Origin of the sequence: Streptomyces sp. NA04227 (assembly GCF_013364195.1) — a bacterium.
Taxonomy (GTDB): domain Bacteria; phylum Actinomycetota; class Actinomycetes; order Streptomycetales; family Streptomycetaceae; genus Streptomyces.
Window position 1 is genome coordinate 1,105,001 of record NZ_CP054918.1, and the last position, 26,959, is coordinate 1,131,959.

Sequence of the window (26,959 nt, forward strand, 5' to 3'; positions counted from 1 at the left end):
GAGAGCGGGTCAAGTTGAGCGTTTACGAGGGACGTGAGCGCGGTAGGGGCTGACGGTTGGGTCGCCGTCGATCCAGAACCGCCAGGGATGAACGCCCCCTTCACCGGCAACTCCAGTACGCGGCCCGGTCCGTACCAGGTCGGAAGGGGTGGGCGTACCGGCGAGGACGGACAGCGGGTCGCCGGGGGCGCCGCAGACGTCCGTACCGTTGAGCAGTCTGTCCACATCGAGGGCGGTCGCGAGACGGGCCGGGCCTTTGGCCAGTTCCATGTCGTTTCGGGCCGAGAGTCGACGTTTGCGCGCGGCTTCCGCGCCGAGCACGACCTCACCGGCGCGCAGCAGCACCCCGCTCGCGTGGCCCTCCGGACCGCACACCAGATTCAGGCAATGCCACATCCCGTAGGTGAAGTAGACGTACGCGTGTCCGGGCGGGCCGAACATCGATGCGTTGCGGTCGGTCCGGCCGCGGTAGGCGTGCGAGCCCGGGTCGATCTCACCGGCGTACGCCTCCACCTCGGTGAGCCGGACCTCCAGTGGACCGTCCTGCGTATGACGGACAAGAGTCCGGCCCAGGAGGTCGGGCGCGACCTCCAGTACGGGGCGGTCGAAGAAGTCTCGGCTCAGGGGCGTACGGTCAGGGGCCACAATCATGGCGCCCAAGGGTACGTCGGGCCGTTCCGGTACCGGCTGTCGGAGGCCCGGGGGAACCGCGCGGGCTCCGTGTGCGTATGGAGATATCGAGCATCCGAATCGTCACCACAGGCCGCGCCTGGGGAGGAGAAACATGGGGTTCAAGAGGCTGCTGGCGAGTCTGGGCGCCGGCGGGGCTTCGGTCGAGACCGTGCTGACCGAGGCCAATGTGGTCCCGGGTGGTGTGGTCCAGGGCGAGGTGCGCATCCAGGGTGGCTCGGTCGCCCAGGAGATCGAGGGACTGTCCGTCGGTCTCCAGGCCCGGGTCGAGGTCGAGGGCGGTGACCAGGAGGTCAAGCAGGACATCGAGTTCACGAAGGTGCGCCTCGGCGGCGCCTTCCAGCTCGCCGAGAACGCGGTGCACGCGGTGCCCTTCAGCCTGGAGATCCCGTGGGAGACCCCGGTCACCACGATCGACGGCCAGCCGCTGCGCGGCATGCACATCGGTGTCACCACCGAGCTGGAGATCGCCCGCGCCGTGGACTCCACCGACCTCGACCCGGTCAACGTGCACCCGCTGCCCGCGCAGCAGGCCATCCTTGAGGCCTTCATCCAGCTCGGCTTCCGCTTCAAGAGCGCCGACATGGAGCGCGGGCACATCCGCGGTACGCGTCAGAAGCTGCCGTTCTACCAGGAGATCGAGTTCTTCCCGCCGCAGCAGTACCGGGGTCTGAACCAGGTCGAGTTGAGCTTCGTCGCGGACCAGAACGAGATGGACGTCGTCCTGGAGATGGACAAGAAGCCGGGCCTGTTCAGCGAGGGCAGCGACACCTTCCGCTCCTTCAAGGTGTCCCTGAACGACTACCAGGCCACCGACTGGGCCGCGTACCTGAACCAGTGGCTCTCGGAGGTCGGCTCCCGCCGCAACTGGGCCTGACGGCCCGCCGGTAGACACCTCGGAGGACCCACGGCCGCGACCTGCCGTGGGTCCTCCGGCACGTCGCGGCCATTGGCCGGACAGGCCCTAAGCTCGGCGCAGCAAAGAGTGTTGCCGATCAGTGAGGTGCCGACGTGACCGAGCTCAGCAGGCCGCCCCTTCCGCACGACTTCCACCCCGAGGTCCCCTCGTTCACGGTCGTGAGCGACGACCTGAAGCCGGGTGCCACGCTCAAGGACGATCAGGTGTACGCGGCCGGGAACACCTCGCCGCACCTGCGCTGGGAGGGCTTCCCGGCCGGGACCGAGAGCTTCGCGGTGACGTGCTTCGACCCGGATGCCCCGACGGGCAGCGGCTTCTGGCACTGGACGGTCTTCGACATCCCCGCCTCCGTGACCGAGCTGCCGGTCGGCGCGGGCTCCGGTTCCTTCCCCGGTCTGCCCGAGGGCGCCGTACACGTCCGCAACGACTACGGCACCCGCGACTTCGGCGGCGCCGCCCCGCCCGCCGGTGATCCCGCGCACCGCTATGTCTTCACGGTGTACGCGGTCGACTCCCGCAAGCTCGGCCCCGACGCGGACGCCTCTCCCGCGGTGGTCGGGTTCAACCTCCGTTTCCACACGCTGGCGCGGGCACAGCTGCTCGGCGCGTACGCGGCACCCGCAGGAGGCTGAGGGTTCACCCAAGGTTTGCCCGTCCCCGGTCATGTGTGTGAGCGGGGGCGGGCAGTCTGTTTGCGCCGGGGTGACCGGAGCGCCTGGTCGTACGCCCCCGGCGCACGGATATTGCGTTGTCCATCTCGGCGTGCCCGGCCAGAGTTGACCCCAGCCCAGTCGCCGCCAAGGGGGACGGGACGGTGCACACGGGAGGTGGGCGGGATGCGTGACACGCTGGTGCTGAATGCGAGCTTCGAGCCGCTGTCGACGGTGACCCTGAACCGAGCCGTCGTTCTGGTGCTCCAGGACAAGGCCGTCGTCGAGCAGGCGCACCCCGAACTCCGTATGCGTGGCGCCGCGGTCGATCTTCCGGTGCCCCGGGTGATCCGGCTGTGCAGATACGTACGGGTGCCCTTCCGAAGACAAGCGCCGTGGTCACGGCGGGGTGTCCTGGTGCGGGACCGGAACCGGTGCGCGTACTGCGGCAGGCGGGCGACGACCGTGGACCACGTGCTGCCGCGTTCCAAGGGCGGCGGCGACACCTGGCTGAACACGGTGGCCTCCTGCGCGGAGGACAACCACCGCAAGGCGAACCGCACTCCGCAGGAGGCGGGCATGCCGCTCCTGAAGCAGCCGTTCGAGCCCACACCCGCGGACGCGATGCTGCTGACGCTGGCGCAGGACGACCTGGAGTCGCTGCCGGAGTGGCTCTCGCAGCCCGCGGCGTAGCCGTCCGCGCGCCGGTCGGCGCCGCACGTTCGGCATGAGGAAGGCGCCCGTCCCCCGGAGTTCGCAGGGGGCGGGCGCCTTTCTCGTGCCGTCAGTCGATGGTGGGCTTCTCCAGGCGCTGCGAGCCGGGTCCCGCCGGGGCCGGGACGGTGGGTGAACCGCCGCCCTGGGGGCCGAAGTTGCCGATGGCGCCGGACAGGCCCTTGAGGGCGTCGCCGATCTCGCTGGGGACGATCCAGAGCTTGTTGGCGTCGCCCTCGGCGATCTTCGGGAGCATCTGGAGGTACTGGTACGAGAGCAGCTTCTGGTCCGGGTCGCCCGCGTGGATGGACTCGAAGACGGTACGGATGGCCTGTGCCTCGCCCTCGGCGCGCAGGGCCGCGGCCTTGGCCTCGCCCTCGGCGCGCAGGATCGCCGACTGCTTCTCGCCCTCGGCGCGCAGGATCTCGGACTGCCGTACACCCTCGGCCTGGAGGATGGCCGCGCGCTTGTCACGGTCGGCGCGCATCTGCTTCTCCATCGAGTCCTGGATGGAGGTGGGCGGCTCGATCGCCTTGAGCTCGACGCGGTTGACGCGGATGCCCCACTTGCCGGTGGCCTCGTCGAGCACACCGCGCAGGGCCGCGTTGATCTCCTCGCGGGAGGTGAGCGTGCGCTCCAGGTCCATGCCGCCGATGATGTTGCGCAGCGTGGTTACGGTGAGCTGCTCGATGGCCTGGATGTAGCTGGCGACCTCGTACGTCGCGGCCCGGGCGTCGGTGACCTGGTAGTAGATGACCGTGTCGATGTTCACCACCAGGTTGTCCTGGGTGATGACCGGCTGCGGCGGGAAGGGGACGACCTGTTCGCGCAGGTCGATCCGGTTGCGGATGGAGTCGATGAACGGGACGACGATGTTGAGGCCCGCGTTGAGGGTGCGGGTGTAGCGTCCGAAGCGTTCCACGATGGCGGCGCTCGCCTGCGGGATGACCTGGATCGTCTTGATCAGGGCGATGAAGACCAGCACCACCAGAATGATCAGGACGATGATGATGGGTTCCATCGTGGTTGCCCCTACTCCTTCGTACCGAGTGTGACCGAGACTGTCCGCGGACCGGTCGTCCGCGCGGAGCCGTCCTTGGGAAGATCTTGCTGGTCGAGTGTGTCAGAGAGCAACTCGCCTTGTGCGGTGTTCCGTTCACATCCCGTCACCCGGAACACCGCGGCACCGCCCGGCTCACATGACGACGGCGGTGGCCCCCTCGATCTCCACGACGTCGACCTCCTCGCCCGCTTCGAACGTCTGGCCTGCGTCGAGGGTGCGCGCTGACCAGACCTCTCCGGCGAGCTTGATGCGTCCGCCGTGCCGGTCGACCCGTTCCAGGACGATGGCCTGTTTGCCCTTGAGGGCGTCGACACCGCTGGTGTGTTCGGGCTGACGTCTGCGGCTGCGGTTGGCCAGCGGCCGTACGACGGCGATGAGCGCCACGGAGACGATCACGAAGACCAGTACCTGGGCCACCGTGCCGCCGCCGATGCCCGCCGTGACCGCGGCGGCGACGGCGCCGACCGAGAACATGCCGAACTCCGGCATCGCGGTCATCACGAGCGGAATTCCGAGCGCTGCCGCGCCTATCAGCCACCACACCCACGCGTCTATGTCCACCCGGCCATGGTAGGACCGCAGGCCGCGCGGGGACAGGGCGCCCGGTCAACCCCCGGCCGCCCGGGGGCGGTTGATCAGCCGAGCGGGAGTCCCCTGGCGGTCCAGCGGTCGCCCGCGCGCTCGACGACGAGCGGAAGTCCGAAACACAACGACAGGTTGCGGGAGGTGAGTTCGAGTTCTAGGGGGCCGGCGGCGAGCACCTTGCCCTGACGGATCATCAGGACGTGGGTGAAGCCGGGAGCAATCTCCTCGACATGGTGGGTGACCATGACCATGGAAGGGGCCAGCGGGTCGCGGGCGAGGCGACCGAGGCGGCGTACCAGGTCCTCGCGGCCGCCGAGGTCGAGTCCGGCCGCGGGCTCGTCGAGCAGCAGGAGTTCGGGGTCGGTCATCAGGGCGCGGGCGATGAGGGTGCGCTTGCGCTCGCCCTCGGAGAGGGTGCCGAAGCGGCGGTCGAGGTACTCGCTCATGCCGAGCCGGTCGAGGAAGGCGCGGGCGCGCTCCTCGTCGACGGCCTCGTAGTTCTCGTGCCAGCCGGCGGTCATGCCGTAGGCGGCGGTGAGCACGGTCTGCAGTACGGTCTGCCGCTTGGGGAGCTTCTCGGCCAGGGCGATGCCCGCGATGCCGATCCGGGGGCGCAGTTCGAAGACGTCGACCTTGCCGAGGCGCTCGCCCAGGATGCTCACGCTGCCGCTGCTCGGGAAGAGGTAGCTGGAGGCGATGTTGAGGAGGGTGGTCTTGCCCGCGCCGTTGGGGCCGAGGATGATCCAGCGCTCGCCCTCCTTGACCGACCAGGAGACCTGGTCCACCAGAGCATGGCCCTCGCGGACCACGGAAACGTCCTCCAGCTCCAGTACATCGCTCATGAGCGCGTTGTCTCCCATTGCAGTCTCGTCTTCGCGTGCGCCTGTGTGTACGCGGTCCCCTGGGAAAACCTACGCCACTCGGCGCGGGGCGCTCCCCCCGAGGTCGGCTCGGGCGGCCGGTGCGCGGTCCTGGGCGGCCGGTCCGTGGGGAGGCATACCCGTGGCGCGGTCCCCGTAGGCTGAGGGCATGTTCTTCGAACCTCGTTCGGGCCGGCTCGCGGCCTGGGGCAACGCCCTGCTCTGTGGTGAGGTCTCTCCCGACGACGCGGTGCACGCCGTGGTCGCCGACGACGCGGTGCACCGGGTGGAGGGGTTGCCCGGTGAGAGCGGCCAGGTCGGTCTGACGCTGGCACTCGGCCGGTTGCGGCGGCTCGGGGTGCGCGGGCTGCGGATCGCGCTGCCCGCGCCGGGCCATCCGCTCGGTCTGAGCGGTCCGCCGGAGTTCAACGCGCGTGCGCTGGAGGCCGAGGAGGCCGTGGTCTGTCACGGCGCGGCCTACGGCCTGGTGCCTGACGTCTACGAGGCCGGCCCGGAGGGCGTACGTACCGAGGTGGTCTGGCACTGCCTGCCGGTACGGGAGGCGCCGCCCGCCGATGTGCCCTCGCTGGGCGAGGCCGAGCGCGAACTGGCCGAGGCGCTGCGCGAGGCGACCGCCGTCCTGTCGCGGCTGGACGTGGCGAGTTCCGGCCCGGTGGCCGAGGCCGCGCTCGACGCCTACCGGGCGCGTGCGGAGAAGGGGCGGGAGCTGCTCGCGCCCGGCTATCCGCCGCGTGCGGTACGGGTGTTGGAGCTGGCGCAGCGCATCGCCCTGCTGATCTCGATGGCCGAGGACCACGCGCCGGGCGCGGCGGTGAGCGCCTCCGCGATGGCGGCGCGCTCGGAGGCACTGCGTCCGGTGGAGCGGACGGCGCGCAGGGCGCAGGTGGCGGCGTACAACGCGTATGTGGAGGAGATGGAGCGGGGCGTGCGCTAGGCCGTGCCTCCCTGGTAGTGGGGGCGGCGAACGGCCGCAGGCCACCGGCCCGGTACGGGCGACGGTGGCGGGCTCGGGATCGGAGGCTGCGCAGGGAGCGTCCCCTCCCCCGTGACGGCGAACCGCCGAGGGTTTGCTCCCTGCGCCAACCTCTGACTCCATACTCCGCGATCCGCGCGGCGGTGTCGTTGGCGTACAGCGCACAACCGCCTTGACGCTGCGCGCACTTGGTCGCCGCGCGCCCAAGTCGCTGCGTGCCGAGGGATCTCGCGCGACTGCGCGGATCGCGCAGAACTACGCGGTCAGCCCGTCCCGTCGAGGCGCTTCTCCACCTCGCCGAGGAAGTTCTCGATCAGCGGGTCGCCGACGCGGACCGAGCCGACCTGGTGGTGCTCCTGGGGGTCGACCGTGATCTTCGACGCCTCGGCGGCCCGTGCCCGCATCGCGGTGCGCTCGGTCTCCGCCTGCTCGGTGTCACCGGATTCGAGGGCGGCGAGCGCGTCCACGCCGTGGCGCATGGCCCGGCCCCACAGTGCGGTGGCATCGAGCCAGCGCGCGGCGTCGGACAGGAAGAGCTTGTCGGGCAGGGACTCCCGCAGGGTGGCGGGCACCCTGGCGATGTCCCGGACCGCGCCGCCCCGCAGGGCACGGAGCGCGGCGGCCGGATCCTGCGCGTACTGCTTCCAGAAGGCGTCGAGTTCGGCCGTCAGGCGCGGGGACTGGGGCTGCCAGGGCTGGTCGCCGAAGGTGGGCGCGAGGTGGTTGAGGTCGACGAAACGCTCCACGGCGTCGGCCACCCCCGCGTTGCCGCCCGCCAGGTACAGGGCGGCCTGACGTCCGGAGACGGTGCGGTCGTAGGCCCGGTCGTTCCAGGAGAAGTCCGCCATGGTGAACATGGCGAGCTTGCTCGCCGATTCCTGGTTCATCGGGTTGGAGACCAGTCCGGTGATGTGCTGCGAGAGGCCGCGTTCGCGCTTGTCGTACGGGGCGAGCAGCAGCCGTCCGCGGGTCCGGTCGAAGTCGTTGACGGGGTAGTTGTCCCAGACGAAGACCTTGCGGCCGAAGAGCTCACTCGCCTTGGCCGCCTGGTCGTTGGTGATCTCGGGCGGCACCACGTCGGTGCCCGTCCACATCACCTCGACGGCGGGATCGAGCCCGGAGCGCAGGCCCGACTTGTAGTCCGTGTCGGTGAGGTCGCCGTACTCGGTCGGCACGGTCTGGAGCGGCCGCGCCCCCTCGTGGGTGGCGACGAACTCGCGCTGCACGGTGTTGAGCAGGCTCACCTGTGCGGCGGCCGCGGGGCCCCGCCCGGGAGCACCGAACTCCTTCTCGTCGGCGGCGCAGTTCCACTTGGTGTAGCTGATGTCGTCCAGCGGTACGGAGAAGGCGCGTACCCCCGCGTCGTACATCGCCTGGAGTTTGGCGACCAGTGCCGTGGTGTCGGCCGGGTCCGAGTAGCAGATGGAGGCGCCGGGCGAGAGGGCGAAGGTGAAGCGCACGTGATGGGCCCGTGCGCGGTCGACCAGGCGCGTCAACTCGGCGAGTTTCTCCGCCGGATAGGGCTCGCGCCACTTCTCGCGGTGGTACGGGTCGTCCTTGGGCGCGTAGACGTAGGTGTTGGCGCGCACATCGCCGAGGAACTCCATCTGGTCGAGGCGTTCGGCCTCGGTCCACGGCGGTCCGTAGAAGCCCTCGATGCTGCCGCGCAGCGGCATCGAAGGGTGGTCCGACACCGCGACTCCCGCCAGTCGGACGCTCTGCGCGCGCCCGGTGGAAGAGGCGGCGGCGGAGGCCGAGGCCGAAACGAAGAGCTGGCGGAGCGTCTGCACCGCGTAGAACTGCCCGGCCGCGTCGGTGCCGCCGAGCGCGACCACACCGGAGCCGCGCTCGCCCTCGCCCACCCGCAGCGCGTAGCCCTCGGCCTGCTCGGGGACCTCCGTACCGTCGAGGGCCTCGGCGATGTCGGGGCGGGTTGCCGGGCCGAGCAGGAAGGCGGGCTCACCGGCTTCGGCGGTGCGGCGTACTCGTACGTCCGAGACGCCGTGTTCGCGCAGGACCCTGACGAGCAGCTCGCGGGCGGCTTCGTCGGTGCCTTCGCCGACCACCACGTCGACGCGGTCCGGCACCGGGATGTCCGCGCCGGTGCGGACGAGGGACTGTGGCGTGGGGGACACGGTGGGGAGGGCGGATCTTCCGGGCGCCGGGGCGGCGGGGCCGTCGGCGGACGCGGGGTCCCGCCCGGGTTCCGCGCTCGCCGCGGAGGCCGTGGCGAGCGAGGCCGTGGCCGCGCAGGCGACGACGGCCGCGGTGAGTGTCTTCAGGGTCTTGAGGTTTCTCGGGGTCTTCTGGGTCCTCGGGGTCCTGGCGAGGTGGGGCAAGACGTCCTCCGAGCGGCGATCCATAGATCTGATGTCTGGGCACTGGTCTAGACGTGTGCAGCAGACTGGCCCAGGGCACGGCGGCTCGGCAAGGGGACGGCAGGGGAAACTTCTCGACAGAGGTCCGATGTGTCCGGCTCCGGTCGACCGGTCGACCGGGAAGCCGGTCAGCCGGTCAGCCGGTCAGCCGGTCAGCCGGTCAGCCGGTCAGCCGGTCACACCATGGCGTACGGCCCAGAGGGCGGCCTGGGTGCGATCCGCCAGGTCGAGCTTCATCAGGATGTTGGAGACGTGCGTCTTGACGGTCTTCTCGGACAGGACCAGGGCGCGGGCGATCTCACGGTTGGAGCGGCCGTCGGCGATCAGCGAGAGCACCTCGCGCTCGCGGTCGGTGAGGGAACCGCCCCTGCTCTGGGGGCTGTTGGCCTCTTCCTGGGAGAGCAGGGCGCCCGCCACCTCCGGCTGGAGCAGGACGTGTCCGGCGTGCACGGAGCGGATGGCGCCGGCCAGAGCCTCCGGGTCGACGTCCTTGTAGACGTATCCGGCGGCCCCGGCGCGCAGGGCGGGGACCACCGTGCGCTGCTCGGTGAAGCTGGTGACGATCAGGACGCGGGCCGGGTTGGCGAGCTCGCGCAGCCTGCGCAGGGCGGCGACGCCGTCCATGCCGGGCATCTTGACGTCCATGAGGACGACGTCGGGCCGCAGTTCCTCGGCCTGTGCCACGCCCGCCTCCCCGTCGGCGGCCTCGCCGACCACCTCGATGTCGTCCTGGATCTCCAGGAAGGTACGCAGTCCCCGGCGCACCACCTGGTGGTCGTCGACCAGGAGGACCCGGATGCCGCTACGGGCCTCGGCCCCGGCGCCGTCCGTGGCGCCCCGCTCCCCCGCGCCGGAGCGCGCGCCCGGGGCGTGCGAGTGCTCGTCCGCCCCCTTGTACTCAGCCACCGGGAACCTCCATGTCGATTGTGGTGCCCTCGCCGGGCGCCGAGTCCACCTTGAGCCTGCCGCCGACGCCGCGTGCCCGGTCCCGCATGGAGACCAGACCGAGGTGCCGCCCGGCCCGGCGGACCGCGCGGGTGTCAAAGCCCTTCCCGTCGTCCTCGACCCGCAGCAGGGCGCCGTTTCCGTGGCGGCGCAGCGTGACGGTGACCCGCTCGGCGCCGGAGTGCCGCAGGGCGTTGTGCAGTGCTTCCTGTGCCACCCGGAGCATCGCCTCCTCCTGCGCGGCGGGCAGGGCGCGTACGCCGTGGCCCGCGAAGCTCACCTCGGCGGAGTGGGCGCGGTCGAGTACCTGGACCTGGGTGCGCAGGGTCGCGACCAGGCCGTCCTCGTCCAAGGCGGCGGGGCGCAGCTCGACCACAGCGTCGCGCAGTTCGTCGGCGGCCTCGGCGGCGAGCGCGGCGACCTGCTGGAGCTCGCCCTTGGCCCGGGACGGGTCGCGGTCGACGAGGGCGGCAGCCGCCTGTGCGGTCAGGCGCAGGGAGAAGAGTTTCTGGCTCACCGCGTCGTGCAGGTCGTGGGCGAGCCGGGAGCGCTCCTCGACGATGGTCAGCTCGCGGCTGCGTTCGTAGAGGCGGGCGTTGGTGAGGGCGATGGCGGCGTGCTGGGCCAGGATCGTCAGAAGCTCCTCGTCGTCCTCGTCGAAGCCGCAGCCGCTCCCCTGCACGGGATGCTTCTTGTTCGCGAGGAAGAGGGCGCCGATGGTCTCCTCGCCGTCCTTGATCGGCAGGCCGAGGAAGTCGGACAGCTCGGGGTGGGCGTCGGGCCAGCCCTCGAAGCGGGGGTCGGTGCGCAGGTCGGCCAGCCGCTCGGGCTTGGCGTCGTGCAGCATCGCCGCGAGCACACCGTGCTGGCGCGGCAGCGGGCCGATGGCCTTCCACTGCTCGTCGCTGACGCCGTCGACCACGAACTGGGCGAAGCCCCCGTGGTCGTCGGGGACGCCCAGCGCGGCGTACTCGGCGTCGAGCAGCTCCCGGGCCGAGGCGACGATCGTCTTCAGGACGTCGCGCACGTCGAGGTGTCGGCTCATGGCGAGCAGCGCGGAACTCACCGCGTACAGGCCCGAGCGGGGGGCGTTGCTCATGGGGTCACCGTACCGGCGGGGGCTCACGGGCCGTATCGGCCCTCGGCGGGGGGCCTCTCGGCCCTGAGGCCTACGTCCAAAGGCTCGGCACGGGCCGCGCGGTGGGCGGCCCGTGCCGCTTCCTGCCACCGCCGTGAAAGCTCTCCTCGCGGGACCCGGCACCGAGCACGTTCACCCACTCCCTTTACGGCTGCCCGCCCGTTCCGCTCCCCTCTATTACGGCTCCTCCCTCCCTCCCTTTCACCTCACCTCGCTTCTCCTGCTCTTCTCCCGCGAAAAGCGCACACGGATTGAATTGCTTCAGCAACACGGTGTGAGAATCACACCGGCTTCCCGTGACGCGCGGCATAGGATCCAGGTCACATACGAAGTGACCTAGTGGGGGCGAAAGGGACCGGAAAGCGGCGGATATGCACGAGCAAATGAGATGCCTTGTACCCCTGATCCACTATCAGGGGTCGTATGTCACTCCTTTGCCACAAATTTTCCCGCCCGCTAAGAATTACCCCGTCGCTCGGCGCCGCACCTGTTTACCCGCGGCGTTAGTGCCGGAAACTCCTGTCCCCCGCCGGACCGAGAGCGACCTCCGCCGTACGAAGAGGTCACTACAGCCATGCGCAAGATCATGACGATTCCCGGTCGCGGTAAACCGCTCACCAAGGCCCACAAGTACTCCGTCGCGGGCGTCGCCACCCTCAGCGCCGCCGCCCTGGCGCTGACGCTGACTCCGGGCGACTCGGACGCCCAGACCAAGGACGTCGCCTCCGCTCCGGCCGCGTCCGTCTCCCGCGCCGCCGGTGAGGCCCAGGTCAAGGAGGTCAAGGCCGGTATCACCGACCAGGTGGCCAACGCCGAGCAGAAGGCCAAGGACGCCGCGGCCAAGCTGAAGGCCCAGCAGGCCGCCAAGGCCAAGGCCGCCGCCGCGAAGAAGAAGGCCGAGGCACAGGCCGCCGCGAAGAAGAAGGCCGAGGCCCGCGCCAAGGCCGAGCGTGCGGCCAAGGCCGCCGCCAACCGTTCCGTGGCCCGCAAGCCGGTCTACGCGAACAACCTGGACGGCTGGATCCGCGAGTCCCTCGCGATCATGAAGGAGAAGGGCATCCGGGGCTCGTACGACGGGATCCACCGCAACATCATCCGGGAGTCCGGCGGCGACCCGCGGGCCATCAACAACTGGGACATCAACGCCATCAACGGCGTCCCGTCCAAGGGCCTGCTCCAGGTGATCCCGCCGACCTTCCAGGCGTACCACGTCGAGGGCACCTCCTGGGACATCTACGACCCGGTGGCCAACATCACCGCCGCCTGCAACTACGCGGCCGACCGGTACGGCTCGATGGACAACGTCAACAGCGCGTACTGACCCGGCCCGGCGCCCCAACGCCGCGGCCCGCACGCCGAAGGGCGGCACCCCACGCAGGGGTGCCGCCCTTCGGTGTCGTACGAGATGCGGACTTGCTAGCCGCGCATGACCTCGGGCTCGTGACGGCGCAGCAGGCGCTGGACGACGACGCCGCAGATCGTGGCGATGACCAGCATGGCCACGATGTTGACCGTCCACTGTCCGGCCGTGGCCTCCCACAGCGGGTCGGTGTCGCCGGGGTTCTTCGGGTCCCACGGCGCCATGACCCGGGAGAGGTCCAGGCTGCTGCCGGACGCGGCGAGCGCCCAGCGGGCGGGCATCAGCCAGGCGACCTGCTCCAGGCCGATCTTGCCGTAGATCTGGAACAGCGCGCCGGTGAAGACGAGCTGGACGATCGCGAACATGACCAGGAGCGGCATGGTCTTCTCGGCCGTCTTCACCAGAGCGGAGATGACCAGACCGAACATCATCGAGGACAGACCGATCGCGATGATGCCGAGGCAGAGTTCCGCGGCGGGCGGCATGATCAGGCCCTCCTCGGGGAGCTCGCGCACCGAGAAGCCGATCGCGCAGATGATCACGGCCTGGAACGCGGTGATCACGCCGAGGACGAGCACCTTGGACATCAGGTACGCGGAGCGGGACAGGCCCACCGCGCGTTCCCGCTCGTAGATCACCCGTTCCTTGATCAGCTCACGGACCGAGTTGGCCGCGCCGGAGAAGCACATGCCGACGACCAGGATCATCATGATCATGCCCGCGCTGCTGTTGAACTTGTCCGGGTCACCCGGTTTCGGCGCGACCAGGCCGTAGTCCGACGGGATCACCACACTCACCCCGCCGAGGATCACCGGCAGCAGGACCATCAGCCCGATGAAGCCGCGGTCCGAGGCGATCACCGAGCAGTAGCGGCTGACCAGGGTGCCCAGCTGCGAGCCCCAACTCTGCTGCTTCTGCGTCTTGATCGCCTGCGGCTGGACGTAGGCGGACTGCTGCGGAGGCGCCGCCGCGTCGATGTCCGCCGCGTAGAGCTGGTAGTGCTGCGAACCGCGCCAGCGGCCCGACCAGTCGAAGTCGCGGTAGTTCTCGAAGGCGGAGAAGACGTCGGCCCAGGTGTCGTAGCCGAAGAAGTTGAGCGCCTCCTCCGGCGGGCCGAAGTAGGCGACCGAGCCGCCAGGCGCCATCACCAGGAGCTTGTCGCAGATGGCGAGTTCAGCGACCGAGTGGGTGACCACGAGGACGGTACGGCCGTCGTCGGCGAGGCCCCGCAGCAGCTGCATGACATCGCGGTCCATGCCCGGGTCCAGGCCCGAGGTCGGCTCGTCGAGGAAGATCAGCGAGGGCTTGGTCAGCAGCTCCAGGGCGACCGAGACACGCTTGCGCTGGCCACCGGAGAGGGAGGTGACCTTCTTCTCCTTGTGGATGTCGAGCTTGAGCTCGCGCAGCACCTCGCCGATACGGGCCTCGCGCTCGGCGGTCGCGGTGTCGCCGGGGAAGCGGAGCTTGGCCGCGTAGCGCAGCGCCTTCTGGACGGTCAGCTCCTTGTGCAGGATGTCGTCCTGCGGGACCAGACCGATGCGCTGGCGCAGCTCGGCGAACTGCTTGTAGAGGTTCCGGTTGTCGTAGAGAACCTCGCCCTGGTTGGCGGGCCGGTAGCCGGTGAGCGCCTTGAGCAGGGTCGACTTACCGGAGCCGGACGGGCCGATGACCGCGATGAGCGACTTCTCCGGGACGCCGAACGAGACGTCCTTGAGGATCTGCTTGCCGCCGTCGACGGTGACCGTCAGGTGGCGTGCCGAGAAGGAGACCTCACCGGTGTCGACGAACTCCTCGAGCCGGTCGCCCACCAGACGGAAGGTGGAGTGACCGACACCGACGATGTCGTTGGGGCCGATGTAGACGGTGCTCGACTTCGCCATCGGCTGACCGTTGACGTACGTGCCGTTGTGGGAGCCGAGGTCACGGATCTCGAAGCGGCCGTCGGGCGTCGCGGTGAACTCGGCGTGCAGACGGGAGACCTGGAGGTCGGAGACGACGAGTTCGTTCTCCAGCGCACGACCGATACGCATCTTGCGGCCGAGGGCGAGCTGGTGGAACGTCGTCGGGCTGCGGTCGCCGCCGTGCTGCGCGGGCGGCGCGCCGGACTCCTTGCGAACACCCTGCGCGGGGCCCGGGTTCTGCGGCGGGACGTGCGCCTGGGCGGCGGGCTGCTGGTGCTGCGGGTGCGCGGCCTGGGGCTGCTGCCAGCCCTGCTGCGGCTGCTGCGCCTGCTGCTGCCACGCCTGTTGGGGCGCCTGCTGCTGATGCTGGGGCGCCTGTTGCTGCGGCTGGGCCTGCTGCGCCCAGCCGCCCGCCTGCTGCTGCGCCGGCTGCGCGGCCTGCTGCTGGTAGGCCTGTTGGGGCTGGGCCGCGACGGCGCCGCCCTGCGCGGTCAGGCGCGGGCCGTCGTTCGCGTTTCCGAGGTTCACCACGGTGCCGGGACCGAGCTCCCACTGCTGGACCCGCTGGCCCTGCACGAAGGTGCCGTTGGTACTGCCGTGGTCCTCAAGGACCCAACTGCGCCCGTTGAAGCTGATCGTGGCGTGCCGCCACGAGACCCGCGCGTCGTCCAGCGCGATGTCACCCTGCGGATCACGACCGAGGGTGTATGGCCTGGACGGGTCGAGAGTCCAGGTCCTTCCGTTCAATTCCAGTACGAGTTCCGGCACTCCATGCCCCACTGATTTGTCCCCCGCGATGTCCCCAGTCCGGGGAGCCAGGGATGGCGAACATCGTGACGAACTATTTCAGGCTCCGGGCCCTGACCGAAAGCCGGGCCTTGTGAAGACTGCGCACGAGAGTGTCGCGGTTTGCCACGGGGAGGTGCGAAACCGGCTGCGTCGGTGGTAAGCGGTCACGACTGCTCACGTATGACCGCCAGTTCGGGCAATGCAGGCGAATTGACGGGTCACTACGCGGGGCAAAACGCCACCTCGCGCGCCTGGCCGGGCAGTTCGGGGCCACGAAGGGCCATGTCAATCGTGACGAGGTCGTGACGTGTACCCCTCGGTAGGCGTCCGGAGTGCGAGGTGGCCGGTGCGTGGAAGGCGGGTGCCGTGAGGGAGCGCGGGCCTCGGAGATTCCGCTCGGCGGAGATGACGCGGAGAATGTTCGGGGCCGAGCACAAGTCGACCTCCGGCCATGATCGGGTATCCCGTATTCCGGGTTTTGGCGCGGCCCGGGTCGGCGGGACACGGCATTGTCCGCTCCTCGGACCGGCACGGCATTCGCACACGCGGGCCCGATACGGTGGGGATCACCATGAGCGCTACAGAGCACATCGAGAGCAACGACGTCCCCACGCTTCTCGTCAAGATCTTCGGCAAGGACAAGCCGGGAATCACGGCGGGACTCTTCGAGACTCTCGCCGCGTATTCCGTGGACGTGGTCGACCTGGAACAGGTCGTCACACGCGGCCGGCTGGTCCTGTGCGCGCTCGTCACCGAGCCGCCCGCCGGGGCCGAGGGCGATCTGCGGGCGGCGGTGCACAGCTGGGCCGAGTCCCGCGCGGTGCAGGCCGAGATCATCTCCGGCAGCGGCGACAACCGCCCACGCGGTGTGGGCCGCTCCCACATCACCGTGCTCGGCCACCCTCTGACCGCCAAGTCCACCGCCGCCGTCACCGCCACCATCACCGAGCGCGGCGCCAACATCGACCGCATCTTCCGGCTGGCCAAGTACCCGGTCACCGCAGTCGAGTTCGACGTCTCGGGCACCGACACCGAGTCGCTGCGCACCGCGCTGGCGATCGAGGCCGCGGCCCTCGGCGTCGATGTCGCCGTGGTCTCCGCCGGACTCCAGCGCAGGGCGCAGCGGCTGGTGGTGATGGACGTCGACTCCACGCTCATCCAGGACGAGGTGATCGAGCTCTTCGCCGCGCACGCGGGCTGCGAGGAGAAGGTCGCCGAGGTGACCTCGGCGGCGATGCGCGGCGAACTCGACTTCGCGCAGTCCCTGCACGCCAGGGTCGCCCTCCTGGAAGGCCTGGACGCCTCCGTGGTGGACAAGGTGCGCAGCGAGGTGCGACTGACGCCGGGCGCGCGCACCTTGATCCGTACGCTGAAGCTGCTCGGCTACCAAGTCGGCGTGGTCTCCGGCGGGTTCACCCAGGTCACGGACGATCTGAAGGAACGTCTCGGGCTCGACTTCGCGCAGGCCAACACGCTGGAGATCGTGGACGGGAAGCTCACCGGCAAGGTCACCGGCGAGATCGTGGACCGGGCGGGCAAGGCGCGTCTGCTGCGCCGCTTCGCCGAGCAGGCGGGGGTGCCGCTCTCCCAGACCGTCGCCATCGGTGACGGCGCCAACGACCTCGACATGCTGAACGCCGCCGGACTCGGCGTCGCCTTCAACGCCAAGCCGGTGGTACGCGAGGCCGCGCACACCGCGGTCAACGTGCCCTTCCTGGACACGGTTCTCTATCTGCTCGGGATCACCCGCGAAGAGGTCGAGGCGGCGAACGCGCACGCCGACTGAGCCACGCGCCGCGGGCGCCCGGCGCCGGTCCCCGCGGTTCAGTCCTGGCCGGGTGCCCAGTAGTCGACGAGGGTGCCCACGCCCGGTTCCACGGACTTCCAGGGGCCGCCGAAGCTCAGTACCGCGTACGCCGAGGTGGGAAAGCCGCGCTCGGCCATGCGCCGCCCGGCCTGCGGGTCGAACTCGCCCGCGAGGATCTCGGCGAGGGCCTGCACGCCGGGGTTGTGGCCGACCAGGGCCAGGGTGTGCACCTCGTCGGGGCTTTCGTTGATCAGTGCGATCAGCTCGCCCGGGGAGGCCTCGTAGACGCGCTCCTCGTAGACCGTCCTGGGGCGTACGGGAAGTTCCGGGACCATCAGCTTGAGGGTCTCCCGGGTCCGGGTCGCGGTGGAGCAGAGGACCAGGTCGGGCACGAAGCCCGAGTCGGTCAGCTTCCGGCCGGTGACGGGGGCGTCCTTGCGGCCTCGCTCGGCGAGCGGGCGCTCGTGGTCGGACACGTCCGGCCAGTCGGCCTTGGCGTGCCGGACAAGAACAATCCTGCGGGGCTCTGCGGCGCTCATGTCTTCCAGCTTCGCATGAAACGCGCCACCGGGCGCAGGGAGTTGGACGGCTTCACCGGCACGTGGGCGCGGTGCGCGCAGGGGTTCACAGCCCCCTGCTGCGGACCGCCTGCTCCAGGTGACCGAAGACCTCGGTGACCCCTGAGCCGCCGCTCGCGGCATGCGCGTCGGCAGGGTTGAGCAGCAGGAGCAGCAGCGCCGCGAAGGCGATCGCGGGCAGGGCGACGGACCACCACGGAAGCTGGATCTCGATACGGTCGCCGGGCCGGTGCTGCGGTCGGGTCTGCGCGGGCATGACGCCTCCGTGGTCTACGTACGCCGTGTGCCGCGTCCTCGCGGTCACGGTGACGACGCTACGGAAGGCGGCGGACACACCCCATCCGGTGCGCCACCCACTTCTCCCTGACACCAGCCCCCTAAGGGAGGGTGGGGACAACCCCACCCTCCGAGCAGGAGTGTCGGATGCGGCCGGTCAGGGGGAGGCGAACGAGGCGATGACGCCGATGATCACGGTGATGGCGATCATCGCGCCGAAGACCATGAGGAGCTTCCGCTGGCCGTTTTGGGGGTTCGGATCGAGCGCAGGCATGAGCACAGTGTCCCATCCCCGTGGGGCGGGGGCGTAACGGGGTCAGGCCCGCGTCGCGGCCTCGTCCTCCACCGTCCGCGGCCGCCCCGCCAGGACGCCGACGACGGTCTGCGGCACCATCAGGGCGGCCATCAGCGCCAGTGGTACGGACCAGCCGCCGCTGTGCTGGTAGAGCACGCCGACGAGGATCGGCCCGGGGATGGAGAGCAGATACCCGGTGCTCTGGACGAAGCCGGACAGGCTCGCCACGGTCGCGCTGGTCCGCGAGCGCATGCCGATCATGGTGAGCGCCAGCGGGAAGGCGCAGTTGGAGATGCCGAGCAGCACGGCCCAGGCCCAGGCGCCACCGGCGGGCGCGGCCCACAGGCCCGCGTAGCCGGTCAGTCCGCACAGGCCGAGGGCGACCACGATCGGGCCCTGGTGGGGCAGCCGGCCGGCGAGCCGGGGGATGACGAAGGCCAGCGGAACGCCCATCACCATCGTCACCGCGACGAGCAGCCCGGCCATTCCCGCGGCCACCCCGGCGTCGCGGAAGATCTGCGCCATCCAGCCCATGGTCACGTAGGCGCCGGTGGCCTGGAGGCCGAAGAAGAGCGCGAGGGACCAGGCGGTGCGGCTGCGGTACATGCGCGGGCCGGGCCCGGACCGCTCGGCGGACTCGGCCGGTGCGGCGGATTCGGCCGCGGTGGCCGGTGCGGCCAAGGTCCCCGTGGGGCGGGCGGGCGAGCGCCACTTGGCGATGAGCACCAGCCACGGCACCAGCGCGAGGACGGCGAGCGCGGACCAGGCGGCCAGACCCAGGTGCCAGTCGCCGTCCAGGCCCTCGGTCAGCGGCACGGTGGTCGCGGAGGCGGAGGCGGTGCCGAGCGCGAGGGCCATCGAGTAGAGGCCGGTCATCGAGCCGACCCGGTCCGGGAACCAGTGCTTGACGATCACCGGCATCAGCACATTGGTGACGGCGATGCCCATCAGGGCGAGCGCGGTGGCGGCCAGGAAGCCGTACGTGCCGCCCGCCCAGGGACGTATCAGCAGGCCGGTGGCGATCGCGGCCATGCCGGTGCCGACCACGGCGGCCGGGCCGAACCGGCGGGCGAGGCGGGGCGCGGTGACGCCGAAGACGGCGAAGCAGAGTGAGGGCAGCGAGGTGAGCAGCCCGGCCACGCCGCCGCTCATGCCGAGGCCGTCGCGGATCTCTTCGAGGAGGGCGCCCGCGCTGGTGATGGTGGGGCGCAGGTTCACGGCGGCGAGGACGACGGCGACCGCGACGAGCCGGGGCAACCAGGTGCGCGCCGCGGAAGGACCGTTCTGCGCGGGCGCGGAGGTGTCTTCGGTGGTGACGGCTTCGGTGGTGACGGCTTCGGCCGAGGGGGCGGTGGGCCGGGCGCTGCGGGTTCCGGTCATCGTCTCTTCGTACGCCATGAGACCCATCATAGAATGATGGGATGAATCTCTGTCGACCGAGGTGGCCTGCCCGTGGCGGGACGGGCCCGTGCGACGTATGCCGTGCGGCACACTGTCCGGCAGTCCGACCGCCCGAAGGGACGCCATGCCTCTGAGTCACCCCCGCAGATCGGCGCTCGCCGACCAGGTGATCGCCGAGCTGCGCCAGCAGATCTCCTCCGGCGAGTGGCCGGTGGGCTCGCGCATCCCCACCGAGAGCGAACTGGTCGAGCAGCTCGGGGTCGCGCGCAACACCGTGCGCGAGGCCGTCCGGGCACTCGCCCACAACGGGCTGCTGTCGATCCGGCAGGGCTCGGGCACCTACGTCGTGGCGACCAGCGAGCTGGCCGGAGTGATGCACCGCCGCTTCACCAACACCGACCCACGGCACATCGCCGAGCTGCGCGCCACCCTGGAGTCGGGCGCCGCGGGACTGGCCGCCGAGCGGCGCACCGCACGCGATCTGCGCCAGATCGAGGCCCAGTTGGTACGCCGCGACGAGGCCTGGCAGGCCCGCGACCGCGAGGCCTTCGTGACCGCCGACGCCGGTTTCCACCTCGCCGTGGTGGCCGCCTCCCACAACGAGGCCCTGCTCGCGATGTACGCGGACCTCGGCGAGGTGCTGCGCTCCTGGCTGCGCGAGGACGTCGGCGAGGACCTGGCGCCGGAGAACCTGATGACGCACCAGCCCCTGGTCGACGCGATCCGCGCGGGCGACTCCGCCGCCGCGGCCGCCGAGGCGGCCCACTACCCCCTGCAGTGCCGCAGCGCGGTGGCGGCGCTCGGTCACTAGGCCCTGTCCCCCCTGCCGGCACAGCCACGGGCACACCGCTCAGCGCCGGTGGCTGACCCACACCGAGCCGATCTCCTTCCAGCACCGGCCGTCCAGCCGGACCGACTCGGCCGGACCCGCGGCGACCACTCGCGAGTCGCTGTCGACGTCCCACCAACGGGCGCACTCGATGTGCAGCCGCATCCGGTCGGTGCCCGGGTACGGGTTGTGGCAGACGGCGAAGGCCCGTGAACCCTCGGTCCGGGTACGGCACTCGGCGCCGAAGAGGTCCTGCGCGGGAGCCGGGGCGCCGTGCGTCGGGCCGGGTCCGAAGGCCGGGGGCAGGGTGAAGAGCAGCACGCTCGACGCGAGGGCGGCGGTCACGGCGTCGGCGAGCCTGCCGTGCCGCATCGGCGGGGAGCCGGACGGAAGCACAACGGAACCTCCTCGGCCGTATGCAGGCGAGCGATCGGGCTCCGCCGCGACTGCGCCACCAGGGAACACCGCTAGGGAAATCCGTGCCTCAAGGCTGCGCCCGGCGCTGCCGGGCCGCCCGCCCTGCTGACCCGATCGAGCGACGCCTCAGCGGCAGCAAGCGGGCGCGGTCCGGCCCCAACAGGCACGGTTCCGACGCGAACGGGCACGGGCCCGGCCGTACGCCCTCGCGTACGACCGGGCCCGTGCCGGTGCTGCTGTGTTGCCGTGCTGCCTGTCGGTCAGGCACCCATGATGTGCACGCCGCCGTCGACGTGGACGATCTCGCCGGTGGTCTTCGGGAAGAAGTCCGAGAGCAGGGCGACGACGCCGCGGCCCGCGGGCTCCGGGTCCTTCATGTCCCACTCCAGCGGGGAGCGGGTGTCCCAGACCGCGGCCAGCTCCGAGAAGCCGGGGATGGACTTGGCGGCCATCGAACCGAGCGGGCCCGCCGAGATCAGGTTGCAGCGGACGTTCTGCTTGCCGAGGTCACGGGCCAGGTAGCGGCTGGTCGCCTCCAGGGCGGCCTTGGCCGGGCCCATCCAGTCGTACTGCGGCCACGCGAACTGCGCGTCGAAGGTCAGACCGACCACCGAGCCGCCCTCCTGCATCAGCGGCAGGCAGGCCATGGTCAGCGACTTCAGCGAGAACGCCGAGACGTGCATGGCCGTGGAGACCGACTCGAAGGGCGTGTTGAGGAAGTTGCCGCCGAGCGCGTCCTGCGGGGCGAAGCCGATGGAGTGCACGACACCGTCGAGCCCGCCGAGCTCGTCGCGTACCACCTGCTCCAGGCTCGCCAGGTGCTCGTCGTTGGTGACGTCGAGCTCGATGACCTTGGCCGGCTTCGGGAGCTTCTTGGCGATCCGCTCGGTGAGCGTCGGCCGCGGGAAGGCGGTGAGGATGATCTCGGCGCCCTGCTCCTGAGCGACCTTGGCCGTGTGGAAGGCGATGGAGGACTCCATCAGCACACCGGTGATGAGAACGCGCTTGCCGGCGAGGATTCCGCTCATGTGCTCAGTGACCCATGCCCAATCCGCCGTCAACGGGGATGACGGCTCCAGTGATGTACGAGGCGTCCTCGGAGGCGAGGAAGCTCACCACGGCGGCGATCTCGCCGACCGAGGCGTAACGGCCGAGCGGCACCTGGGACACGATGGACTCGCGCTGCTCGTCGGTGAGCGCGGCCGTCATGTCGGTGTCCACGAAGCCGGGGGCGACGACATTGAAAGTGATGTTGCGGGAACCGAGTTCACGGGCGAGGGAGCGCGCGAAACCGACCAGACCTGCCTTGGACGCGGCGTAGTTGGCCTGTCCGGCGGAACCGAGCAGCCCCACCACCGAGGAGATCAGGACGACCCGGCCCTTCTTCGCGCGCAGCATGCCGCGGTTGGCACGCTTGACCACGCGGAAGGTGCCCGTGAGGTTGGTGTCCACGACCGAGGTGAAGTCCTCCTCGGACATCCGCATCAGCAACTGGTCCTTGGTGATACCGGCGTTGGCGACCAGCACCTCCACGGGGCCGTGTGCGGTCTCGATCTCCTTGTAGGCCTGCTCCACCTGTTCGGCGTCGGTGATGTCGCATTTGACGGCGAGGAAGCCGGACGGCGGCTCGCCGGAGCGGTACGTGATGGCGACCTTGTCACCGGCGTCCGCGAAGGCACGGGCGATGGCGAGGCCGATGCCCCGGTTTCCTCCGGTGACGAGAACCGAGCGGCTCAACGGATCACCCTTTCATTAGCGGTCTGATACCCGAAACCTATCTGTAGCACCGCCATCTGCGGCAATCGGCCATCCCACAGTGGCTGCTCGGGCTCACTGTCGGGTCCCTACAGAACCGGCGGCCGCACCAGCCGCTGAACAGCACGCGCACAGGACCTGTCGAAAGCGGTGGCCCGGGCCGCCCCGGCGCGACATGATCTGTCCGGACACCTCGCGCCCCCGCCCGCCCGGGCACCGGCCGCGGGAGACCGCCGCCCCGTCGAGTAGGAGAAACCGTGCCCCCTTCCGTGGACGAATCCTTCACGGCGCTGCCGCTCAGGGCGCTCGCCGACGCGGCGCTCGCCCGCGCACGCGCCCTGGGCGCCGAGCACGCGGACTTCCGGTTCGAGCGGGTGCGCTCGGCGAGCCTCAGACTCCGCGACGCGCGCCTGTCCGGTTCCTCCGACAGCACCGACCTCGGCTACGCGGTACGCGTGGTGCACGGCGGCAGCTGGGGCTTCGCCGCCGGGGTCGACCTGAGCATGGACGCGGCGGCGCGGGTGGCCGGACAGGCCGTGGAGATGGCGAAGTTGTCCGCCTCGGTGATCCGCGCGGCCGGTTCGAAGGAGTACGTCGAGCTGGCGCCGGAGCCGGTGCACGCCGACCGCACCTGGGTCTCCGCGTACGAGACCGATCCGTTCTCGGTGCCGGAGGAGGAGCGCACCGCGCGGCTCGCCGAGTGGAGCGCGCGGCTGCTCGCGGCGCAGGGCGTGGACCATGTCGACGCCACCCTGCGCAGCGTCCTGGAGAACAAGTTCTACGCGGACACCGCGGGCACCGTCACCACCCAGCAGCGCGTACGCCTGCACCCGGAGCTGACCGCGGTCGCGGTGGACAGCGACAGCGGCGAGTTCGAGTCGATGCGGACCCTGGCACCGCCCGCCGGGCGCGGCTGGGAGTACGCGCTCGGCACCGGCTGGGACTGGGACGGTGAACTGGCCCGGATCCCCGAGCAGTTGGCGGAGAAGCTGCGGGCGCCGAGCGTGCGGCCCGGGCGGTACGACCTGGTCGTCGACCCGTCGAACCTCTGGCTGACCATCCACGAGTCGGTCGGCCACGCCACCGAACTCGACCGCGCCCTCGGCTACGAGGCCGCCTACGCGGGTACCTCCTTCGCCACCTTCGACCAGCTCGGCACGCTCAAGTACGGCTCCGAGCTGATGAACGTCACCGGCGACCGCACCGCCGAACACGGCCTGGCCACCATCGGTTACGACGACGAGGGCGTGGCCGCCCAGTCCTGGGACCTGGTCCGCGAGGGCGTCCTGACCGGCTACCAGCTCGACCGCCGGATCGCGAAGCTGACCGGCTTCGAGCGGTCCAACGGTTGTGCCTTCGCCGACTCCCCCGCCCGCGTCCCGGTACAGCGGATGGCCAACGTCTCACTGCTGCCCGACCCGGCGGGCCTTTCCACCGAGGACCTGATCGGTTCGGTGGACAACGGCATCTACGTGGTCGGCGACCGCTCCTGGTCCATCGACATGCAGCGCTACAACTTCCAGTTCACCGGCCAGCGTTTCTACCGGATCGAGAACGGGCGGCTCGCGGGCCAGCTCCGCGATGTGGCCTACCAGGCCACCACCACCGACTTCTGGGGCTCCATGACGGCCGTCGGCGGTCCGGGGACCTACGTACTGGGCGGCACCTTCAACTGCGGCAAGGCCCAGCCCGGTCAGGGCGCGGCCGTCTCGCACGGCTGCCCCTCCGCCCTCTTCACGGGCGTCAACATCCTGAACACCGCGCAGGAGGCCGGGCGATGAGCCGATCGATCCGTACGCAGAGTCCGCACGAGACCGTCGAGCGCGCCCTCGAACTCTCCCGTACCGACGGCCTGGTGGTGATCGCCGACGAGGAGTCGAGCGCCAACCTGCGCTGGGCGGGCAACGCGCTGACGACCAACGGCGTCACCCGCGGCCGTACCCTCACCGTGATCGCGACCGTCGACGGCCAGGAGGGCACCGCCTCCGGAGTGGTCTCGCGTTCCGCCGTCACCGGGGACGAGCTGGAGTCCCTGGTCCGCGCGGCGGAGGCCGCGGCCCGGGCGGCCGGCCCGGCCGAGGACGCCCGCCCCCTGGTGACCAAGATCGCCGAGTCGACCGACTTCACCGAGCCCCCGGCCGAGACCTCCTCGGCGGTCTTCGGGGACTTCGCCCCGGCGCTCGGCGAGTCCTTCGCGCGGGCGCGCGCGGGCGGACGCGAGCTGTACGGCTTCGCCAACCACGAGGTGGTCAGCAGCTATCTGGGCACCACCTCGGGGGTCCGGCTCCGGCACGTCCAGCCGAGCGGCACCCTGGAGCTGAACGCCAAGTCGCCGGACCGCACCCGCTCGGCCTGGGCGGGCCGGGCCACCCGCGACTTCAAGGACGTCGACCCGGCGGAGCTGGACGCCGAGCTGGCCACCCGGCTGGGCTGGGCCGAACGCCGGATCGACCTCCCCGCCGGGCGCTACGAGACCCTGCTCCCGCCGAGCGCGGTGGCGGACCTGTTCATCTACCAGCTGTGGTCCTCGGCGGCCCGCGACGCCGCCGAGGGCAGGACGGTGTTCTCCCGCCCGGGCGGCGGCACCCGGACCGGCGACCGCCTCGGTGAGCTGCCGCTGACCCTGCGCAGCGACCCCTTCGAGCCCGGTCTGGAGTCGACGCCGTTCGTGCTCGCGCACTCCTCCGGCGACGACGCCTCCGTCTTCGACAACGGGCTGCCGCTCGGGCCCACCGACTGGGTGCGCGACGGCGTCCTCTCCCAGCTGATCACCACCCGGCACAGCGCCACGCTCACCGGGCTGCCGCTGGCCCCGCCGGTCGGGAACCTGATCCTGGACGGCGGCGGCGAGCGCTCCCTGGACGAGATGGTCGCCGCGACCGAGCGCGGACTGCTGCTGACCTGCCTCTGGTACATCCGCGAGGTCGACCCCGCCACCCTGCTGCTCACCGGCCTGACCAGGGACGGCGTCTATCTCGTCGAGAACGGCGAGGTCACCGGCGCGGTCAACAACTTCCGGTTCAACGAGTCCCCGGTTGACCTGCTCGGCCGGGCCACCGAGGCGGGCCGCACCGAGCACACCCTGCCCCGGGAGTGGACCGACTACTTCACCAGGGCGGCCATGGCGCCCCTGCGCGTACCGGATTTCCATATGAGCTCTGTCAGCCAGGGCGTATAACCTCGTACGCAGCCGCTCGCGGGCGGCTGCGCAGCACTTCGCAGAGCAACCTAGGAGACACGACAACGTGACGGACATCGTCGACGAGCTGAGGTGGCGCGGGCTGATCGCGCTCGCCACCGACGAGAACGCGTTGCGCAAGGCGTTCGCGGACGGCCCCGTCACGTTCTATTGCGGCTTCGACCCGACCGCGCCCAGCCTGCACCTGGGCAACCTGGTGCAGATCCTGACCATGCGCCGGATCCAGCAGGCCGGGAACCGGCCGCTGGGCCTGGTCGGCGGGGCCACCGGTCTGATCGGTGACCCCAAGCCCAGCGCGGAGCGCACGCTCAACGACCCCGAGACCGTCGCGAACTGGGTCGGACGGCTGCGCGCGCAGATCGAGCCCTTCCTCGACTTCGAGGGCCCGAACGCCGCGCTCATGGTCAACAACCTGGACTGGACCTCGGGCCTGTCGGCCATCGACTTCCTGCGCGACATGGGCAAGCACTTCCGGGTCAACAAGATGATCACCAAGGAGGCGGTCGCCCGCCGCCTCAACTCGGACGCGGGCATCAGCTACACCGAGTTCAGCTACCAGATCCTGCAGGGCATGGACTTCCTGGAGCTGCATCGGCGCTACGGCTGCACCCTGCAGACCGGCGGCAGCGACCAGTGGGGCAACCTGACCGCGGGCACCGACCTGATCCACCGGGTCGAGGGCACCTCGGTGCACGCCCTGGGCACCCCGCTGATCACCAAGGCGGACGGCACCAAGTTCGGCAAGACGGAGTCGGGCACGATCTGGCTGGACCCGGAGCTCACCACTCCGTACGCCTTCTACCAGTTCTGGCTCAACGCCGACGACCGTGACGTCCCCACCTTCCTGCGGATCTTCAGCTTCAAGTCCCACGAGGAGATCGAGGACCTAGAGCGCCAGACCCAGGAGCGCCCGCAGGCCCGTGCCGCGCAGCGGGCACTCGCCGAGGAGCTGACCACGCTGGTGCACGGCGCCGACCAGACCGCCGCGGTGATCGCCGCGTCCCGGGCTCTGTTCGGCCAGGGCGAGCTGACGGACCTGGACGAGTCCACCCTCGCCTCGGCGCTCTCCGAGCTGCCGCACATCAAGGTGGGCACGCTCGGCCCGGTGGTCGACCTGTTCGCCGAAGTCGGCCTGGTCCAGAGCAAGTCGGCGGCCCGCCGCACCGTGAAGGAGGGCGGCGCCTACGTGAACAACACCAAGATCACCGCCGAGGACGCGGTCCCCGCCACCACCGATCTCCTGCACGGCCGCTGGCTCGTCCTGCGCCGCGGCAAGAAGAACCTGGCGGCGGTGGAGGTCACGGGCGCCTGAGGGTCCGGAATCCCGGCCTCGGGATCCCGGCTTCGGGGTTGTGACCTCGGGATTGCGGCCCGGGGATTGCGACCTGGGGTTTTCGACGGACGATGACGAAGGGG

Annotated in this window: 25 protein-coding genes; 10 read left to right on the forward strand and 15 right to left on the reverse strand. The window is 70.6% G+C overall.

Features of this window, described 5'->3' with window-relative positions; genetic code table 11:
- Positions 1-9: 9 nt before the first annotated feature.
- Entirely contained in the window at positions 10-651 is a 642-nt protein-coding gene (locus HUT18_RS04480) for a DNA-3-methyladenine glycosylase (RefSeq protein ID WP_176097991.1), read from the reverse strand.
- A 133-nt stretch (positions 652-784) separates the two neighbouring features.
- Here HUT18_RS04480 and HUT18_RS04485 point away from each other — a divergent pair, with 133 nt between their 5' ends.
- The 3 genes from HUT18_RS04485 to HUT18_RS04495 all read left to right on the forward strand — a co-directional run bounded on the left by HUT18_RS04485 (position 785) and on the right by HUT18_RS04495 (position 2,952).
- Positions 785-1,567 (forward strand): sporulation protein, encoded by a 783-nt coding sequence (locus HUT18_RS04485; protein WP_176097993.1) that lies wholly within the window; start codon positions 785-787, stop codon positions 1,565-1,567.
- Between the two features lie 134 nt (positions 1,568-1,701).
- Positions 1,702-2,241: a YbhB/YbcL family Raf kinase inhibitor-like protein gene (locus HUT18_RS04490; RefSeq protein ID WP_176097995.1), complete on the forward strand. Its 540-nt coding sequence runs from the start codon at positions 1,702-1,704 to the stop codon at positions 2,239-2,241.
- A 204-nt stretch (positions 2,242-2,445) separates the two neighbouring features.
- On the forward strand, positions 2,446-2,952 hold the full coding sequence (locus HUT18_RS04495) for an HNH endonuclease (protein WP_176097997.1): 507 nt from the start codon (positions 2,446-2,448) through the stop codon (positions 2,950-2,952).
- A gap of 91 nt (positions 2,953-3,043) precedes the next feature.
- Here HUT18_RS04495 and HUT18_RS04500 read toward each other — a convergent pair whose 3' ends face one another.
- The 3 genes from HUT18_RS04500 to HUT18_RS04510 all read right to left on the reverse strand — a co-directional run bounded on the left by HUT18_RS04500 (position 3,044) and on the right by HUT18_RS04510 (position 5,463).
- Positions 3,044-3,994 (reverse strand): SPFH domain-containing protein, encoded by a 951-nt coding sequence (locus HUT18_RS04500; protein ID WP_176097999.1) that lies wholly within the window; start codon positions 3,992-3,994, stop codon positions 3,044-3,046.
- Between the two features lie 174 nt (positions 3,995-4,168).
- Positions 4,169-4,597 (reverse strand): NfeD family protein, encoded by a 429-nt coding sequence (locus tag HUT18_RS04505; RefSeq protein WP_254878418.1) that lies wholly within the window; start codon positions 4,595-4,597, stop codon positions 4,169-4,171.
- Positions 4,598-4,671: 74 nt separating this feature from the next.
- Positions 4,672-5,463 carry an ABC transporter ATP-binding protein gene (locus HUT18_RS04510; protein WP_176098001.1) on the reverse strand — a complete coding sequence of 264 codons (792 nt, stop codon included), beginning with the start codon at positions 5,461-5,463 and terminating at the stop codon, positions 4,672-4,674.
- 187 nt (positions 5,464-5,650) lie between these two features.
- On the opposite strand from HUT18_RS04510, the gene HUT18_RS04515 reads away from it, so the two are divergent.
- Positions 5,651-6,436, forward strand: coding sequence for a hypothetical protein (locus HUT18_RS04515; RefSeq protein ID WP_176098003.1), 786 nt, complete (start codon positions 5,651-5,653; stop codon positions 6,434-6,436).
- 302 nt (positions 6,437-6,738) lie between these two features.
- On the opposite strand, the gene HUT18_RS04520 is transcribed toward HUT18_RS04515, so the two are convergent.
- The 3 genes from HUT18_RS04520 to HUT18_RS04530 form a co-directional block, all read right to left on the reverse strand.
- Positions 6,739-8,838 carry a beta-N-acetylglucosaminidase domain-containing protein gene (locus HUT18_RS04520; protein WP_176098005.1) on the reverse strand — a complete coding sequence of 700 codons (2,100 nt, stop codon included), beginning with the start codon at positions 8,836-8,838 and terminating at the stop codon, positions 6,739-6,741.
- A 183-nt stretch (positions 8,839-9,021) separates the two neighbouring features.
- Positions 9,022-9,651, reverse strand: a complete 630-nt coding sequence (locus tag HUT18_RS04525; RefSeq protein ID WP_176104290.1) for a response regulator transcription factor — start codon at positions 9,649-9,651, stop codon at positions 9,022-9,024.
- Between the two features lie 100 nt (positions 9,652-9,751).
- Entirely contained in the window at positions 9,752-10,897 is a 1,146-nt protein-coding gene (locus HUT18_RS04530) for a GAF domain-containing sensor histidine kinase (protein WP_176098007.1), read from the reverse strand.
- 613 nt (positions 10,898-11,510) lie between these two features.
- On the opposite strand from HUT18_RS04530, the gene HUT18_RS04535 reads away from it, so the two are divergent.
- Positions 11,511-12,257, forward strand: coding sequence for a transglycosylase SLT domain-containing protein (locus HUT18_RS04535; protein WP_176098008.1), 747 nt, complete (start codon positions 11,511-11,513; stop codon positions 12,255-12,257).
- 95 nt (positions 12,258-12,352) lie between these two features.
- On the opposite strand, the gene HUT18_RS04540 is transcribed toward HUT18_RS04535, so the two are convergent.
- Complete coding sequence (locus tag HUT18_RS04540) at positions 12,353-14,944, reverse strand: FHA domain-containing protein (RefSeq protein WP_254878419.1); 2,592 nt, start codon at positions 14,942-14,944, stop codon at positions 12,353-12,355.
- Positions 14,945-15,557: 613 nt separating this feature from the next.
- On the opposite strand from HUT18_RS04540, the gene serB reads away from it, so the two are divergent.
- Entirely contained in the window at positions 15,558-16,772 is a 1,215-nt protein-coding gene (serB, locus tag HUT18_RS04545) for a phosphoserine phosphatase SerB (RefSeq protein WP_176098010.1), read from the forward strand.
- Between the two features lie 38 nt (positions 16,773-16,810).
- On the opposite strand, the gene HUT18_RS04550 is transcribed toward serB, so the two are convergent.
- From HUT18_RS04550 to HUT18_RS04560, 4 genes are all read right to left on the reverse strand, one after another.
- Positions 16,811-17,332 carry a histidine phosphatase family protein gene (locus HUT18_RS04550; RefSeq protein ID WP_176098012.1) on the reverse strand — a complete coding sequence of 174 codons (522 nt, stop codon included), beginning with the start codon at positions 17,330-17,332 and terminating at the stop codon, positions 16,811-16,813.
- A gap of 85 nt (positions 17,333-17,417) precedes the next feature.
- A complete protein-coding gene (locus HUT18_RS04555; protein WP_176098014.1) occupies positions 17,418-17,627 on the reverse strand; it encodes a hypothetical protein in 210 nt (69 codons plus the stop codon).
- A gap of 177 nt (positions 17,628-17,804) precedes the next feature.
- Positions 17,805-17,921 (reverse strand): SGM_5486 family transporter-associated protein, encoded by a 117-nt coding sequence (locus HUT18_RS33495; protein WP_254878420.1) that lies wholly within the window; start codon positions 17,919-17,921, stop codon positions 17,805-17,807.
- A 42-nt stretch (positions 17,922-17,963) separates the two neighbouring features.
- Positions 17,964-19,352 (reverse strand): MFS transporter, encoded by a 1,389-nt coding sequence (locus HUT18_RS04560; protein WP_176098016.1) that lies wholly within the window; start codon positions 19,350-19,352, stop codon positions 17,964-17,966.
- A 115-nt stretch (positions 19,353-19,467) separates the two neighbouring features.
- Between HUT18_RS04560 and HUT18_RS04565 the strand changes: the two genes are divergently transcribed.
- The gene (locus tag HUT18_RS04565; RefSeq protein WP_176098018.1) at positions 19,468-20,154 is read left to right on the forward strand and encodes a FadR/GntR family transcriptional regulator; all 687 of its coding nucleotides are present in this window, start codon (positions 19,468-19,470) and stop codon (positions 20,152-20,154) included.
- Positions 20,155-20,193: 39 nt separating this feature from the next.
- On the opposite strand, the gene HUT18_RS04570 is transcribed toward HUT18_RS04565, so the two are convergent.
- The 3 genes from HUT18_RS04570 to fabG all read right to left on the reverse strand — a co-directional run bounded on the left by HUT18_RS04570 (position 20,194) and on the right by fabG (position 22,326).
- Complete coding sequence (locus HUT18_RS04570) at positions 20,194-20,568, reverse strand: hypothetical protein (protein WP_254878421.1); 375 nt, start codon at positions 20,566-20,568, stop codon at positions 20,194-20,196.
- Positions 20,569-20,849: 281 nt separating this feature from the next.
- Entirely contained in the window at positions 20,850-21,617 is a 768-nt protein-coding gene (fabI, locus tag HUT18_RS04575; protein ID WP_176098020.1) for an enoyl-ACP reductase FabI, read from the reverse strand.
- A gap of 4 nt (positions 21,618-21,621) precedes the next feature.
- Positions 21,622-22,326: a 3-oxoacyl-[acyl-carrier-protein] reductase gene (gene fabG / locus HUT18_RS04580; RefSeq protein WP_176098022.1), complete on the reverse strand. Its 705-nt coding sequence runs from the start codon at positions 22,324-22,326 to the stop codon at positions 21,622-21,624.
- A 275-nt stretch (positions 22,327-22,601) separates the two neighbouring features.
- On the opposite strand from fabG, the gene HUT18_RS04585 reads away from it, so the two are divergent.
- The 3 genes from HUT18_RS04585 to tyrS all read left to right on the forward strand — a co-directional run bounded on the left by HUT18_RS04585 (position 22,602) and on the right by tyrS (position 26,855).
- Positions 22,602-24,125 (forward strand): TldD/PmbA family protein, encoded by a 1,524-nt coding sequence (locus HUT18_RS04585; RefSeq protein WP_176098024.1) that lies wholly within the window; start codon positions 22,602-22,604, stop codon positions 24,123-24,125.
- Positions 24,122-25,522, forward strand: a complete 1,401-nt coding sequence (locus HUT18_RS04590) for a metallopeptidase TldD-related protein (RefSeq protein ID WP_176098026.1) — start codon at positions 24,122-24,124, stop codon at positions 25,520-25,522. The genes HUT18_RS04585 and HUT18_RS04590 overlap by 4 nt, the downstream gene beginning before the upstream one ends.
- Positions 25,523-25,589: 67 nt before the next feature.
- A complete protein-coding gene (gene tyrS / locus HUT18_RS04595; protein ID WP_176098028.1) occupies positions 25,590-26,855 on the forward strand; it encodes a tyrosine--tRNA ligase in 1,266 nt (421 codons plus the stop codon).
- Positions 26,856-26,959 lie beyond the last annotated feature (104 nt).

Bases quoted from the DNA above. Each gene is read 5' to 3' on its own strand.
- HUT18_RS04480 (WP_176097991.1), bottom strand. From the start codon at position 651: ATGATTGTGGCCCCTGACCGTACGCCCCTGAGCCGAGACTTCTTCGAC.
- HUT18_RS04485 (WP_176097993.1), top strand. From the start codon at position 785: ATGGGGTTCAAGAGGCTGCTGGCGAGTCTGGGCGCCGGCGGGGCTTCG.
- HUT18_RS04495 (WP_176097997.1), top strand. From the start codon at position 2,446: ATGCGTGACACGCTGGTGCTGAATGCGAGCTTCGAGCCGCTGTCGACG.
- HUT18_RS04500 (WP_176097999.1), bottom strand. From the start codon at position 3,994: ATGGAACCCATCATCATCGTCCTGATCATTCTGGTGGTGCTGGTCTTC.
- HUT18_RS04510 (WP_176098001.1), bottom strand. From the start codon at position 5,463: ATGAGCGATGTACTGGAGCTGGAGGACGTTTCCGTGGTCCGCGAGGGC.
- HUT18_RS04515 (WP_176098003.1), top strand. From the start codon at position 5,651: ATGTTCTTCGAACCTCGTTCGGGCCGGCTCGCGGCCTGGGGCAACGCC.
- HUT18_RS04520 (WP_176098005.1), bottom strand. From the start codon at position 8,838: ATGGATCGCCGCTCGGAGGACGTCTTGCCCCACCTCGCCAGGACCCCG.
- HUT18_RS04530 (WP_176098007.1), bottom strand. From the start codon at position 10,897: ATGAGCAACGCCCCCCGCTCGGGCCTGTACGCGGTGAGTTCCGCGCTG.
- HUT18_RS04535 (WP_176098008.1), top strand. From the start codon at position 11,511: ATGCGCAAGATCATGACGATTCCCGGTCGCGGTAAACCGCTCACCAAG.
- serB (WP_176098010.1), top strand. From the start codon at position 15,558: ATGAGCGCTACAGAGCACATCGAGAGCAACGACGTCCCCACGCTTCTC.
- HUT18_RS04550 (WP_176098012.1), bottom strand. From the start codon at position 17,332: ATGAGCGCCGCAGAGCCCCGCAGGATTGTTCTTGTCCGGCACGCCAAG.
- HUT18_RS04555 (WP_176098014.1), bottom strand. From the start codon at position 17,627: ATGCCCGCGCAGACCCGACCGCAGCACCGGCCCGGCGACCGTATCGAG.
- HUT18_RS33495 (WP_254878420.1), bottom strand. From the start codon at position 17,921: ATGCCTGCGCTCGATCCGAACCCCCAAAACGGCCAGCGGAAGCTCCTC.
- HUT18_RS04560 (WP_176098016.1), bottom strand. From the start codon at position 19,352: ATGATGGGTCTCATGGCGTACGAAGAGACGATGACCGGAACCCGCAGC.
- HUT18_RS04565 (WP_176098018.1), top strand. From the start codon at position 19,468: ATGCCTCTGAGTCACCCCCGCAGATCGGCGCTCGCCGACCAGGTGATC.
- fabI (WP_176098020.1), bottom strand. From the start codon at position 21,617: ATGAGCGGAATCCTCGCCGGCAAGCGCGTTCTCATCACCGGTGTGCTG.
- HUT18_RS04590 (WP_176098026.1), top strand. From the start codon at position 24,122: ATGAGCCGATCGATCCGTACGCAGAGTCCGCACGAGACCGTCGAGCGC.